The sequence below is a fragment of the Glycomyces rhizosphaerae genome (assembly GCF_042647865.1).
GTDB lineage: Bacteria > Actinomycetota > Actinomycetes > Mycobacteriales > Micromonosporaceae > Glycomyces > Glycomyces rhizosphaerae.
Map to the genome: position 1 here is coordinate 341,543 of NZ_JBHRWO010000012.1, position 13,284 is coordinate 354,826.

Below are 13,284 nucleotides of genomic sequence, written 5' to 3' on the forward strand. Positions count from 1 at the left end.
CCGAGGCGTCATTCGGGTGTGCGGAGCCCGGCCTGGCCAACCTCGTTGCGCACCGGGCGCGGCCGGGCCAGAATCGGGTCATGTCTAAAGCGATGTTCGCCGAAGGCGACGCCGACCCCCGCACGGATCCTCCTGGTGAGGCGGGTGAGCGCGAGATCCTGCTGGGGTTCCTGCGATTCCAAAGGGAGACGCTCGAACTCAAGTGCTCTGGTCTGAACCCCGAGCAGCTCGCTCGACGCTCGGTGGAGCCGTCCGGGATGTCCCTGCTCGGGCTGGTGCGGCACCTGTCCGATGTGGAGCGCGGATGGATCCGCAGCCGCGTCGCGCAACAGGAGGTCGAGCCCCGGTTCTGGCGGGCCGACGCCGAGGACGCCGCCTTCGACGAGGCCGAGGGCACCCCTGAGTGCGTCGAAGCCGCGTGGGCGTTCTTCCGTGACGAGGCGGCCCTCACCGACCGGTTCGCAGCCGAGACACCGCTGGAGGCGACGTACGAGCACTGGCAGGGGACGCTGTCGCTGCGGTGGATCCTCCACCACCTGCTCAACGAGTACGCCCGCCACAACGGACACGCCGACCTGCTCCGTGAGCGCATCGACGGCAGGGTCGGGGCCTAGAGGAGGGCCCGCAGCTGCGCTCAGCGGTCGCGGCGGTCGTGGGTGCGGGCGCGTTCGGCGAGTTTGCCGGCCACGAGCGAGGCCGAACCGGCGATCGCGGTGATGTTGAACGCCATCTGCACGCACAGGACGACCCGGGCGGTCTGGCCCTGCGCCGAGACGTCGCCGAATCCGACGGTGAGCAGGGTGCTCAGCGCGAAGTAGAGGCCGTCGACGCGGGTGTCCAGGCCGTCGAACTGCTCGGGCCGGTGCACGGCCAGGCCGTAGTCGATGAGCGCGAACAGCAGCAGCCCCGCGAGGATCCCGACGACCAGGGCTCCGAGGGGCGCGTCGGGCTCCCGGAGCTGCCGCACCGCCTGCCAGCGGATGGCGATCGTCAGCACCGCCAGCATGACGACGGTGACGCACCAGCGCACGATCAGGACGCCGGTGTCGGGCTCGGCCCGGATCGGGACGACCGCGAAGACGACGACGAGCGCGACGCACGCGAGCAACCACCGCAGCGCGTACGGGAAACGCCGCCGTCCCATGTGCTCCTTCTCGACTCCGGAGTGCTTGTCCTGCATGGGCACCGCCTTAATCTGCGACGGGCGCCGGCTCGCGCCCGGCGCCGGTCCGGTCGATGAGCTGCTCTGACGCGAAGGCCACGACCACGGCGACGAGCACGATCGGCGTCATCCCGGTGGCCCCCGATCCGAGCAGCAGCGTGATGAGGACCGCCGAGGAGACCGGCAGCGGCAGGATGGCCGCGGTGGCGGCGGCCATGCCCGCGGCGATGGCGGGCACGAGGCCGAAGCCGGGCAGGCCGCTGAGCAGCGCCCCGGCGGCCGCACCGAGGAACACGGCAGGGAAGATCGGGCCGCCGCGCAAGGTCGCGAGGGCCACCGCGTAAGCCAGGCCCTTCAAGAGCAGCAGAGCGATGAGCGCCCCGACGGGCGGCGTCGTCCCCTGCTCGGTGAGCGTCCCCAGCGAGTCCTGCCCGGAGAGGACGACTTCGACGGGGGAGCGTCCGGTCAGGAGCGAGTAGGCCCCGGCGGCGACCGCGGTCACGGCCACGGCCGCCATCGCCATGCGCGCGGGCCGCCGGGTCGTGATCGGGACGAGGCGCCGCCCGAGGTGGTGGATCTGGCGGACGCTCACGGCGATGAGCACGGCCATGGGAATGGTCCACAGCAGATCGGCCAGGTCAGGCCGGGCGGGCGCGTCGAGCCCCGGGAGTTGCAGCGATGGCACCTCCAGGCCCGTCCACACGCCGAGCCCGGTGAAGACGAGCGCGCCGACCCCGGCCGCGAACAGGCACGGCAGCACCACCCTGGTCGGGCGGAGTCCGGTCCGGCCCACGGATTCGAGGATGAACACGGCCGCGACCAGCGGGCTGCCGAAGATGACGGCGACCGCCGCCGCGGACCCGGACGCGCTGAGGAGGCCGCTTTCGGGGCCGCCGCGCGCGATCCACTTGGCGGTGAGCATGAGTGCGAGCGCCCCGCCCACGGCCATGAGCGGCGCCTCGGGACCGAGCACGACGCCGAGCGGCAGGCCGCCGATGGCCGCGAGCAGCACCCCTGGCAGGTGCGAAGGCGGCACGGGGTCGGCCGAGAGCCCTTCGATCGGGACGTGCCCGCCGTGCCCGGGGAGCCGACTGACAGCGACGGCGACGAGTGCGCCGCCGATGAGGAGCCATGGGGCCGGCCACCACCAGGGCACCGGATCCAGCCCCCACTGCTCGGGCAGGTCCTCCCAGACGAAGGCCGTGAGCCAATGCAGCAGCGCGAGGAACCCGAAGGCGGCCACCGAGACCGGAACGCCGATGAGGCCCGCGAGGGCGAGCACGCGCACGTACCAGCCGTCGAGCCGCTCGGGGGCGCCGTCCGAAGTCCCGACCATGCCGCCCCTTCCGCTCCACCGTTCGCTGCACTGTGGATCTTCCTACGGCGGACGCCCAGGCCGCAGGGCATTGGGTTTCTCATGCCCGGATCCGGCTTGCGTAATACCCTATGGGGGTATACGATCTCTCGGGCGCGGCCGCCCCGGGCCGCAGAGTAACAAGGAGCAGCACTGTGGACCACTCAGCCCATGGGCGCCACGGCGATCACGGCCATGCCGCAGCAGACCACGCCGCCAAAGACCATGCCGCGGAACACCACACCGCTGAAAGCCACGCCGACCACGGCTCCCATGAAGCCCACGGCGCGCAGGCAAAGACCGCGAGCTGGGGCATGGCCGCCTCCGCCACGCTCCACTGCCTGACCGGCTGCGCCATCGGCGAAGTGATCGGCGTGGTCATCGGCACCGCCCTCGGCTGGCACGGCGCGGCCACCATCGCCCTCGCGATCGTGCTCGCCTTCATCTTCGGCTACGCCCTGACCATGCGCGGCGTCATGCGCGCCGGGCTGTCCTTCAAGGACGCGCTGAAGATCGCGCTCGCCGCCGACACCATCTCGATCGCCGTCATGGAGATCGTGGACAACGCGTTCATCCTCGCCATCCCCGGTTCGATGGAGATGGGCCTGGCCGACCCCCGGTTCTGGCTCACGCTGGCCGCCGCGCTCGCGATCGCCTTCGTGGTCACCGTCCCGATCAACCGCCGGCTCATCTCACGCGGTAAGGGACACGCGGTCGTGCACCAGCACCACCACTAGGCGGAAGCGGCGACGGGGCGCAGCGCGTCCATGGTCCGGTCGAGGCAGTGCCCGAAGTCGTCCGGCCGGGTCACCGCGTGCACCATCGCCGCGTGCAGGCACGCGAACGCGCCGCCGACCACCGCGCGCAGCACCACCGAGTCGGGCTCGCACCCATGGCGGTGCGCGGCCCGGGCCTGCAGCAGTTCGGCCAGTGAACGCTGGAGCCGGTCGAGCCGGCCCAGATAGGCCGCGAACAGCCGCGGGCTCTCGTCCACGATCCGCTGGAGCGCCGCGTCGTGATCGCGCAGCGCGGGATCGGCGAGGCGCTCCACGATCGGGTCGAACGCGTGACGCAGCGAGTCCCATGCGGACTCCTCCAGCGGCCGCGCCTCCAGCCGCCCCACGAGGTCGTAGCCCAGGCGCTCGAGACTGTCGAGCACCACTTCGTCCTTTGAGGCGAAGTAGCGGAAGAACGAGCGCTGCGACATGCCGACCGCCGCGGCGATCTCGTCAACCGTGGTGTCCTCGAATCCCTTCGCGACGAACAGCTCCTCAGCGGCCCGTGCGATTCTCGACTGCACGGCCCGACGTGATACTTCTCGCAAGCTCCCACCGGCGGTCATGACTAGGATGGTAGCAACTGCAATGATTGACAGTCACTGACACATTTCGGTGCGCGTGCCCCGTCACCCCCGGCACCCGGTGGGCGCCGGAGCGGGCCCGTCGGCACCGGCCAGGAACACCACCGAAGGAAACCGCCCCATGACCGTTGACCAGCGACCGGCCGACACCCCAGAGGCCGCCGCCGAAACCCCCGCAGAGACAGCACCCGAACCAGGGATGTCGAAGCAGATCAAGATCGTGCTCGGCGTGCTCCTCGTCGCCACGTTCGTCATGATCCTGAACGAGACCGTGATGGGCGTGGCCCTGCCGCGCCTCATGGACCAGTTCCAGATCACCGCCGCCACCGTGCAGTGGCTGACGACCGGCTTCATGCTCACCATGGCCGTCGTCATCCCCATGACCGGCCTCATCCTGCAGCGCTTCACCACCCGCACGGTGTTCCTCGCCGCCATCGGCCTGTTCACCGCCGGCACCCTGCTCGCCGGCGCGGCCACGGTCTTCCCCGTGCTCGTCGCCGCCCGCGTCATCCAGGCCAGCGGCACCGCCGTCATGCTGCCGCTGCTCATGACCACCGTGATGACCTTCGTCCCGGCCGAACGCCGCGGACGCACCATGGGCTTCATCACCATCGTCATCGCCGTGGCCCCCGCGATCGGCCCGACCTTCTCCGGGTTCATCCTCAACAACCTCACCTGGCGCTGGATGTTCCTGGCAGTGCTGCCCATCGCCGTACTCGCCCTCGTCCTCGGCGGGGTCCTCATCAAGAACCTCGGCGAGACCCGCCCGGTCAAGCTCGACCTGCTCTCCGCGCTCCTCTCTGCGGTGGCCTTCGGCGGCCTCATCTACGGCCTCAGCAGCTTCGGCGAATCCGCGGCCGGGAACGACACCCCGATCCCGCCCTACGCCGCCGTCGCGGCCGGCGCCGCGTCGCTGGCCCTGTTCGTCTTCCGCCAGCTCCGGCTCCAGCGCCGCGACGCGGCCCTGATGGACATGCGGCCCTTCAAGAGCCGCTCGTTCACCGTCGGCATCGTCATGCTGCTGATCTCGATGGCGACCCTCTTCGGCTCGCTCATCCTGCTGCCCATCTACCTCCAGAACGTCCTGGGCCTCACCACCCTCGAAACCGGCCTGGTCGTCCTGCCCGGCGGCCTCGCGATGGGTCTCTCCGGCCCGTTCATCGGCCGCATCTTCGACCGCGTCGGCCCCCGGCCGCTCGTCATCCCCGGCTCGATCGTCCTCGCGAGCGCCGTCGGACTCCTGACGATGCTCGACCAGGACAGCGCGGTCTGGTTCATCGTGGTCATCAACGTGATGCTCAGCCTCGGACTCAGCAGCCTCATGACCCCGCTCATGACGTCCTCGCTCGGAGCCCTGCCCATGGAGCTCTACCCCCACGGCAGCGCCATCATGAGCACCCTCCAGCAGGTCGCGGGCGCGGCCGGCACCGCCGTGTTCATCACGCTCATGACCAGCGGCGCCGCCTCGAGCATCGAGTCCGGCGCCAACGAGATCACCGCCCAGGCCGACGGCATCCACCTCGCCTTCCTGTGCGGCACCGCCATGGCCGTCGTCGCCGTGGCCGCCTCCTTCCTCGTGAAGAAGGCGGACGGCCCCGCGGCCGACGCCATCCCGTCCCACTAACGGGACACGAACACAGGCCCGGCCCCGACTCCTTGAACTCATGGAGTCGGGGCCGGGCCTTTTCGCGCCCCCGCTGTCGGTGCCGAGTGCTACGGTCCCCCCATGTCGAGAACCGACCGGGCAAGCAGGGACATCCCCGTCGCAGTCGAACGCGTCTACGCCGCGCTCATCGACCCCGAAGCGCTGGCCGTCTGGCTGCCGCCCGACGGCATGACCGCGCGCTTCGACCACTACGACGCCCGCCCCGGCGGCAACTACCGCATGACCCTCACCTACAACGACGCCTCCGGCTCGCCCGGCAAGACCACCGCCGAAGCCGACACCGTCGAAGCCCACTTCACGGAAATCGTGCCGAACACCCGCATCGTAACCGAGATCGACTTCGTCTCCGACGATCCCGCCTTCACCGGCACCATGACCCAGACGTGGACCCTCGAACCGACCCCCGAAGGCACCCGCGTCACCATCACCGCCCAGAACGTCCCCAGCGGCATCTCGCCCGAAGACCACGCCGACGGCATGGCCTCCTCGCTCCTCAACCTCGCCGCCTACCTGGAGCGCTGACGGCTCGCGCCTGAACGGCTCGCGCTCTAACGGAAGTCCCGGGACGGCGCGCTCGGGCTGTTCAAGTCGAGCACCGTGAGCTTGTCGGCCACGATCATCGGCATCGTGTCCTTCGCGGCATCGATCGGCTTCTCCACCGAGCCCCTGATGACCAGGGCCTTCGCGACCGAGGCGACGCTCCGCCAGCGCTTCCAGAGCCCTTGGGAGCACACGATGTTCGCGATGCCGGTCTCGTCCTCCAAACTGAGGAACGTGACGCCCTTGGCGGTCGAGGGGCGCTGGCGGTGGGTGACGATCCCGGCGACCTCGATGCGTTCGCCGTCTTCGATGTAGGGGAGCCGGTCGGCGGGGAGGACCCCGGCGGCGTCGAGCGCGGCGCGGGCCAGTTCCATCGGGTGGGTCTGGACGGAGAGGCCCAGGCCGGTGTAGTCGGCGCGGGCGAGTTCGGCGGCGCTCATGCCCGGGAGGGTCGGCGGCGGCGCGGCTGGTCCGGTGCCGGGGATGGTGTCGGGGCGCTCGTCCACGGTCCCGGCCGTCCACAGTGCTTTGCGGCGGTCGGGTTCAAGGCTTTCCAGGGCTCCGGCGACGGCGAGCTTCTCCATGCGCTCCTTGCCGAGTCCGGCCCGGCGGGCGAGGTCGGCGAGGCTCTGGAACGGGCCGTCCGCTTCCCGTGCGGCGACTATGCGTTCGGCCGCGGGGGCCCCCAGGCCCTTGACGTTGTCGAGGCCGAGGCGCAGGTCCGCCACGCCCATGAGCGGTGCGAGGCACTGCCGTTCGGTGGGGATGAGGGAGGCGACCTCCTTGCTGGCGTTGACCTCCGGGGCCAGGACGATGAGGCCGTGGCGTGCGGCGTCGGCGATGAGGGAGGCGGGGGAGTAGAAGCCCATCGGCTGGCTCGCGAGGAGGCCGGCGTAGAACGCGGCGGGGTAGTGGCATTTGAGCCAGGCCGAGGAGTAGACGAGGAACGCGAAGCTGGCGGCGTGCGATTCGGGGAAGCCGAAGTCGGCGAAGGACCGCAGCTGCTCGTAGAGCCGGTCGGCGTCCGCGCCGGTGATGCCCCGTTCGGCCATGCCGGAGTAGAGGCGTCCTCGCAGTTCCTCCATGCGTTCTTCGGATCGTTTGGCGCCCATGGCTCGCCGGAGCCGGTCGGCTTCGCCGGCGTCGAATCCGGCGGCGTCGATGGCGATGCGCATCAGCTGCTCTTGGAACAGCGGCACGCCGTAGGTGCGCTCCAGGGTCTTGTGGAGGATTTCGGGCACGAGGTGGCGCCAGGGTTCGCCGTGGCGGCGGCGCAGGTACGGGTGGACGGCGCCGCCCTGGATGGGGCCGGGGCGGATGAGCGCCACTTCGGCGACGAGGTCGTGGAACTCCCTGGGGCGCAGGCGGGGGAGTGTCGCCATCTGGGCGCGGGACTCGACCTGGAAGACGCCCACGGTGTCGGCCCGGCAGAGCATGTCGTAGACGGCCTCGTCGTCGGGCGGCAGCCGCCACAGGTCGATCCGGCTCCCGTGGAAGTCGGCCACGAGGTCGGCCATGCGGTGCAGGGCCTCCAGCATGCCCAGGCCCAGCAGGTCGAATTTGACGAGCCCGGCGTCGGCGCAGTCCTCTTTGTCCCATTGGAGGACGGTGCGGTCCTTCATGCGGGCGGGCTCGACCGGGACGATCTCGCTGACCGGCTGCTCGGTGAGGACCATGCCGCCGGGGTGGATGCCCAGGTGCTGCGGCATGTGGGTGAAGTCGGCGGCGAGCGATTGGACGTCGGCGGGGATGCCCTCGGCCTCGTCGGGGTCGAGGCCGCCCCAGTAGTGGAGGCGCTTGGACCACGCGACGGCCTGGTCGTGGCCGTATCCGAGGGCCTTGGCGGCGTCGCGCACCGCCGAGCGGGGCCGGTAGGTGACCACGTTGGCCACCAGGGCGGCCCGGTCGCGGCCGTACTTGTTGTAGACGTACTGGATGACCTCTTCGCGGCGGCCGGACTCGATGTCGATGTCGATGTCGGGCGGGCCGTCGCGGGCGGCGGAGAGGAACCGCTCGAACAGCAGCCCGAAGGACACGGGGTCCACATTGGTGACGCCGAGGGCGTAGCAGACGGCGCTGTTCGCAGCCGATCCCCTTCCCTGGCAGTAGATGTCGTGGGCCCTGCAGAAGTCGACGATGTCGGCGACGATGAGGAAGTAGCCGCTGAACCCGAGCTGCGCGATGATCCGCAGCTCGTGCCGGATCTGGTCCCAGGCCCCGGGGACCGTCGCGGACTCCGGCGGCCCGTAGCGCTCGGTAGCGCCTTCATCGGTCAGGGCTTCGAGGTAGGTGTCGTCGTCGAGGCCGTCTGGGACGGGGAAGTGCGGCAGCCGGGGGGCCAGCAGTTTGAGGGTGAAGGCGCATTCGGCGGCGATCCGCACGGATTCGGCGACGGCCTCGGGGAAGTCGGCGAAGCGCTGCGCCATCTCGGTGCCGCTGCGCAGGTGCGCCCCGGCGTTCGCGGGCAGGTGCGGGTCGGTCGCTTCGAGGGTGCCGCGGGCCCGGACGGCCGCGAGCGCGGCGGCGGTCCTGGCGCGGTTCGGGGCCGCGTAGTGGACGTTGTTGGTGGCCACGGTCGGCACGCCGAAGCGGCGGGCCAGGCCCGCGAGTGTTTCGATCCGTTTCGTGTCGTCGGGCAGGTCGTGGCAGGTGAGTTCGACGGCGAGGTGCTCGGGGCCGAAGGCGTCGGCGAGTTCGCGCAGGGCGTCCTCGGCGGCGTCCGGGCCGCCGGAGTCCAAGGCCGCGTTGAGGAAGCCTTTGCGGCAGCCGGTGAGAACCTGCCAGCCGCCGTTCGCTTGGGCGGCAAGGTTTTCGAGGTGGTAGCGCGGCAGGTCCTTCTCGCCGCCTTCGAGTTTGGCCGCGGTGATGGCGCGGGAGAGGGAGCGGTAGCCGTCGGGGTCGCGGGCGAGGACGACGAGGTGGCGTCCGGCCGGGTCGACCTGGCCGCGGCGGGCCCGGGGCAGATCGAGGTTCAGTTCGGCACCGAAGACCGTGGAGAGCCCGAGTTTCAATGCGGCCGAGTCGAACTGCGGGACCGCGTACAGGCCGTCGTGGTCGGTGATCGCGAGTCCTTTGAGGCCGAGCCGGTGCGCTTCTGCGGCGAGCGCGGCGGGGGCGTCCGCGCCGTCGGCGAAGGAGTAGTGGGAGTGGCAGTGCAGCTCGGCGTACTCAGTCATACCAGCCCACCGCCTTCCATTGCCCGCTTTCGCAGACGAGGAGGGCGGCGCGGCCGTCGGCGAGCTCGACCTGGAGCCGCGCGTAGCGGCGGGCCGCGGGGCTCCACCAGCGTTCGGACACCGGCCACGGCCCGGCCCAGGCGACGACCGGGATTCGCTTGCCGCCCAGGGCGATCAGGGCCGGGGCGGCGGACAGGTCGCCGCGGGCGAGGGCCGCCACGGGGGCGCCGGCCGCGTCGAGGACGGCGACGGTCTCGTCGGTGCCGATGAGGCTGGGCAGCGGATCGGGCAGCGTTCCGGGCCACGGGCCGGAGGGCGGCGGCGGTGCGTGCTCGACTTCCCATGCGGCGGAACCGAACCGTTCGTCGAGGTCGCGGCCGTCGGTGGCGGCGGCGATCTGCACGGCGTCGGGGCCGAAGCGGCTCTGGGTGTGCCGCAGGGCGGCCTCGGCCTTCACTTCCCGGGCGCCTTTGTCGCCCCACAGGCCCCGCCCGGCCGCGACCAGGCCGATGAGTCCGCCGGGGGCGAGTTCGAGCACGGTGATGGCGTGCGCGGTCTCGTCGATCGTCTCGCTCGCCGAACCGGTGGCGAGCCAGCCTTCGCACTGCCAGCGCACCCGCCGGGCCAGTTCGGCCGCGCCGATGGCCGGGTCGAGCTGCCAGGTGCGCCGCCGCTCCATGCCGCTGCCGGTGCGGGCGGTGATGGTGACGCGGGTGCAGGCGAGATTGCGCTCGTCCAATATGGTCAGCAGGCGTTCGGCCAGTGGCCGGGCGGCGAAGACGGCCTGTTCGACGGTGGCGTACGGGGTCTCGGGGGTGTCGGTCACGGTCAGCTCCGGCGCGGCCGGGCGGGGGACGAGCGGGCGGGAGAACTGCCCGGCGGCGAGCAGCTGGGCCCGGCGCACGGCCGCGCCGAACCGCTCCGCGACGGCTTGGCCGGGCAGGTCGCGGAAGGCACCGAGTGTGCCGATGCCCAAGTGGCGCAGGGTCTCGCAGGTCTCGGCCTCGACCAGGCCCGTGGCCTGGAGGTCGAGGATGTCGCGCTGGGCGAGGAAGGCCGCGTCGCGCCCGGTCGGGACGATCCGGCCTTCGCGGGCGGCCAGGACCGCGGCGAACAGGCCGTCGGCGACGCCGGTGAGGCAGTCCTGGTTGACGAGGCCCGCGACGGTGTCGATGAGGGTCTCGCAGAAGGCGGCCTCCTCGCCCGCGCCGCGACGCAGCGGCACGGCGACGACGCCGGGTTCGAGCACTTCGACGTATGGCGTGAGCAGGTCGAGCGCATCGAGCACCGGCTCGAACGCGGCCGAGTCCTCGGCATCCCAATCCACGAGCCGCATCACGAGGACCCGCCCCGACGCTCGTCGCACCTGCACGCTCACGGGAGATCACTCCCGGCGCGGTGAAGCGGGACGATCCGACGCGGGGTTCCTCCGGCTCGGTTCACCGCTCCGCTTCGCCCGGCGGCATCGCGGTCCACGGTGGATCGGGGGCGCAGGTCGATGACGTTCTTGCGGGCGCCGCGATCTGTTCCGGCGGTTCTCGCGGACAGCTCGATGACGTCCGCTTCCTCCTCGCCGCCGTAGGGCCAGATTCGAGCTTTCCGGGTGCTTCCGGAGCGCCAATATGCGGCGACCTCCAGCTCGCAGGCATCGAGGCGTCCGGCACCCCAGCGTCGTCCTGCATTGGGGCGCAAGCCCTTCCAACTCACGTGGGCGACTTCGAGCCGGGCGTCGGCGCCGGCCACCGGGCGGGTCTCCCACCAGATGATCGCGGTCCCGCTCTTGCGGGCGCGTGCGGTCAGCCGCCGCGTCTGCGTCGGCGTGAGCCCTTCGCTCGGCACCACCACCGCGGCGACGCCCTCGGCGAGCGTCCCCGCCGCTTCGGCTACGAGCGACCCCGGGTCGACCAGCGCCACGCGCCCGAGGTCGACTCCGGCGGCCGTCGCCGCCAGCGGGTATACCCGCGGCATCCCGACCAGCGCACACCAGGCCCCGGCCCCGGTCGGACCGGCTAGGAGCCGCCACAGCAGCGAGGTCGCCCCGCGCCGCGAAGCCGTGATTGCGGTCACGGTTGCGAGTCCGCCGTAGGGCAGCAGCGCGGAAATGTCGGGGGTGACGGGGAGGATGGCCCTCGGAGCCTGCACCATGTCCGGGCGTGGCGCGGCCTCGGCCGGTGGGGCGACACGCGGCTCGGCGACGACCGCGCCGCGGACCGCGGCGAGATCCGGCTCGGCGGTCAGCGCCGATCCGCTCGCTAGGCGGGCCTCGCGGGCCTCGACTGCCGGGCGCAGCTCTGCGGCGGTGCGCAGGCCGAGCTCAGCGGCCAGCGCGGCCGCGACGGATGTCGCCACCAGTTCCCCCGTGTCATGTCGAACATGTGTATCAACTTCAACATACCGAACTGGTGGCAGGGCGCAAGCTCAAACAGGTGTTTGATAAATCTCTTGGCGATGATTCACGACCCCGCCCAGGTCACATGGCACGGAATGGCCACGAAACGGCACTTCCACGGCGATCGCGCCCACCCGGGCCACACTGGTCGCCGCATGGGAAAAGCGGTTGAACGGCCCGAGCCCGCAGGCGTCGCGGCGGCCCTGAGGCGGCCGACCGCGCGTCGGCCAGCCGATCGGTCACCGGCCGGTCCTCGACCGGACCCCGGAGACACGAAAGGGAAGCGGCCTGCGCCTCTTCCCTCTCCAGAATATAACCCCGGGGGTCCGAAGAGGGGTACACCGGGGTGTGTTTTAGCAGGTCAGAGGGGTGCACAATCGTACTTCCAAGCCAGAACACGAAGCTCCGGAGGCGTGGAATGCGTGTACTGCTGTCGACCTACGGGTCGCGAGGAGATGTCGAACCGCTCGCGGGACTCGCGGCGGAATTGCGGCAGCTCGGTGCGGAGGTGCGGGTGTGCGCACCGCCGGACGAGGAGGGCAACCGGCGGCTGACCGCCGTCGGCGCGGAGGTCGTGCCGGTCGGCCGGTCGGTGCGGGACCTCGTGTCCGGGCCGAAGCCCGCGACCCCGGCGAACGCGCCGGAGGTCGCGGCGGCCCTCGTGACCGCGCAGTCCGAGGGGCTCCTCCCCGCCGCGGAGGACTGCGACGTCCTGTTGGCGACCGGCCTGTTCCCGGCCGCCGCGCGGACCGTGGCCGAGCAGGCCGGGATCCGGTACGTGTTCGCCACCTTCATCCCCGGCATCCTGCCCTCGCCGTACCACCCGCCGCTGCGCCGCCCGGGGAAGCCGTTCCCGCCCGGCGCCGACAACCGGACGCTGTGGGGGATCGACGCCGAGAACCTGGACGCGCTCTACTCGGCGCCGCTCAACGCGCTGCGGGCGTCGGTGGGCCTGCCCCGGGTGGACGACCTCCGCGCCCACGTCTACACCGACCAGCCGTGGCTGGCCTCGGACCCGGTCCTGGGCCCGTGGCGCGAGGCCCCGGACCTCGAAGTGGTGCGCACCGGCTTCTGGATCCTGCCGGACGAGCGCCCGCTGCCGGCAGACCTGGAGGCGTTCCTCGACGCGGGCGATCCGCCCGTGTTCGTGGGCTTCGGCAGCATGCCGATCCGCGATCCGCGGGAGGCCTCGCGGATCGTCGTCGAGGCGGTCCGCGCGCAGGGCCGTCGCGCCGTCGTCGCCAGCGGCTGGGGCGGCATCGGCCCGATCGACGACGGGGACGACTGCTTCGGCGTCGGCGAGGTCAACCACCAGGCGCTGTTCCGCCGGGTCGCTGTCGTCGTGCACCACGGCGGCGCGGGCACGACCGCGACGGCCGCCCGGTCGGGCGCGTCCCAGGTCGTCGTCCCGCAGATGGCCGACCAGCCGTACTGGGCCGGGCGCGTGGCCGACCTCGGCATCGGCGTCGCGCACGACGGCCCGGTTCCCACGTTCGAGTCCCTTTCAGCCGCAATCGAAACGGCCCTGTCCGCCAAGACCCGTGAACGGGCGGCCGCCGTGGCCGCCGTGATCCGCACCGACGGCGCGGCCGTTGCCGCGCGCCTGCTGCTCGAAGGGAGCCGCTGACTTGAACGCC

11 protein-coding genes are annotated in these 13,284 nt (G+C 71.7%); 5 read left to right on the plus strand and 6 right to left on the minus strand.

Features of this window, described 5'->3' with window-relative positions:
- Positions 1-80: 80 nt before the first annotated feature.
- The gene (locus tag ACFO8M_RS15885) at positions 81-614 is read left to right on the plus strand and encodes a DinB family protein (RefSeq protein WP_387977297.1); all 534 of its coding nucleotides are present in this window, start codon (positions 81-83) and stop codon (positions 612-614) included.
- 20 nt (positions 615-634) lie between these two features.
- Here ACFO8M_RS15885 and ACFO8M_RS15890 read toward each other — a convergent pair whose 3' ends face one another.
- Positions 635-1,180: a potassium channel family protein gene (locus ACFO8M_RS15890; protein WP_387977299.1), complete on the minus strand. Its 546-nt coding sequence runs from the start codon at positions 1,178-1,180 to the stop codon at positions 635-637.
- Positions 1,181-1,190: 10 nt separating this feature from the next.
- A complete protein-coding gene (locus ACFO8M_RS15895; RefSeq protein ID WP_387977301.1) occupies positions 1,191-2,498 on the minus strand; it encodes a chloride channel protein in 1,308 nt (435 codons plus the stop codon).
- Positions 2,499-2,671: 173 nt separating this feature from the next.
- On the opposite strand from ACFO8M_RS15895, the gene ACFO8M_RS15900 reads away from it, so the two are divergent.
- Complete coding sequence (locus tag ACFO8M_RS15900) at positions 2,672-3,253, plus strand: DUF4396 domain-containing protein (protein WP_387977303.1); 582 nt, start codon at positions 2,672-2,674, stop codon at positions 3,251-3,253.
- Here the strand turns inward: ACFO8M_RS15900 and ACFO8M_RS15905 are convergent.
- Positions 3,250-3,816, minus strand: coding sequence for a TetR/AcrR family transcriptional regulator (locus ACFO8M_RS15905; protein ID WP_387977305.1), 567 nt, complete (start codon positions 3,814-3,816; stop codon positions 3,250-3,252). The genes ACFO8M_RS15900 and ACFO8M_RS15905 overlap by 4 nt on opposite strands.
- Positions 3,817-3,997: 181 nt before the next feature.
- Here ACFO8M_RS15905 and ACFO8M_RS15910 point away from each other — a divergent pair, with 181 nt between their 5' ends.
- Complete coding sequence (locus ACFO8M_RS15910; protein ID WP_387977307.1) at positions 3,998-5,500, plus strand: MDR family MFS transporter; 1,503 nt, start codon at positions 3,998-4,000, stop codon at positions 5,498-5,500.
- Between the two features lie 102 nt (positions 5,501-5,602).
- Positions 5,603-6,064 (plus strand): SRPBCC family protein, encoded by a 462-nt coding sequence (locus tag ACFO8M_RS15915; RefSeq protein WP_387977309.1) that lies wholly within the window; start codon positions 5,603-5,605, stop codon positions 6,062-6,064.
- A 26-nt stretch (positions 6,065-6,090) separates the two neighbouring features.
- Here the strand turns inward: ACFO8M_RS15915 and ACFO8M_RS15920 are convergent, their stop codons facing one another.
- From ACFO8M_RS15920 to ACFO8M_RS15925, 3 genes are read right to left on the minus strand one after another with little or no spacing between them, the layout of a single operon-like run.
- On the minus strand, positions 6,091-9,258 hold the full coding sequence (locus ACFO8M_RS15920; RefSeq protein ID WP_449267474.1) for an error-prone DNA polymerase: 3,168 nt from the start codon (positions 9,256-9,258) through the stop codon (positions 6,091-6,093).
- Positions 9,251-10,636, minus strand: a complete 1,386-nt coding sequence (locus ACFO8M_RS26585) for a DNA polymerase Y family protein (protein WP_449267475.1) — start codon at positions 10,634-10,636, stop codon at positions 9,251-9,253. Before ACFO8M_RS26585 ends, ACFO8M_RS15920 begins: the two co-directional genes overlap by 8 nt.
- Entirely contained in the window at positions 10,633-11,607 is a 975-nt protein-coding gene (locus ACFO8M_RS15925) for a hypothetical protein (protein WP_387977311.1), read from the minus strand. Before ACFO8M_RS15925 ends, ACFO8M_RS26585 begins: the two co-directional genes overlap by 4 nt.
- A 458-nt stretch (positions 11,608-12,065) precedes the next feature.
- Between ACFO8M_RS15925 and ACFO8M_RS15930 the strand changes: the two genes are divergently transcribed.
- Positions 12,066-13,274 (plus strand): glycosyltransferase, encoded by a 1,209-nt coding sequence (locus ACFO8M_RS15930; RefSeq protein ID WP_387977313.1) that lies wholly within the window; start codon positions 12,066-12,068, stop codon positions 13,272-13,274.
- The last annotated feature ends 10 nt before the right edge of the window (positions 13,275-13,284 follow it).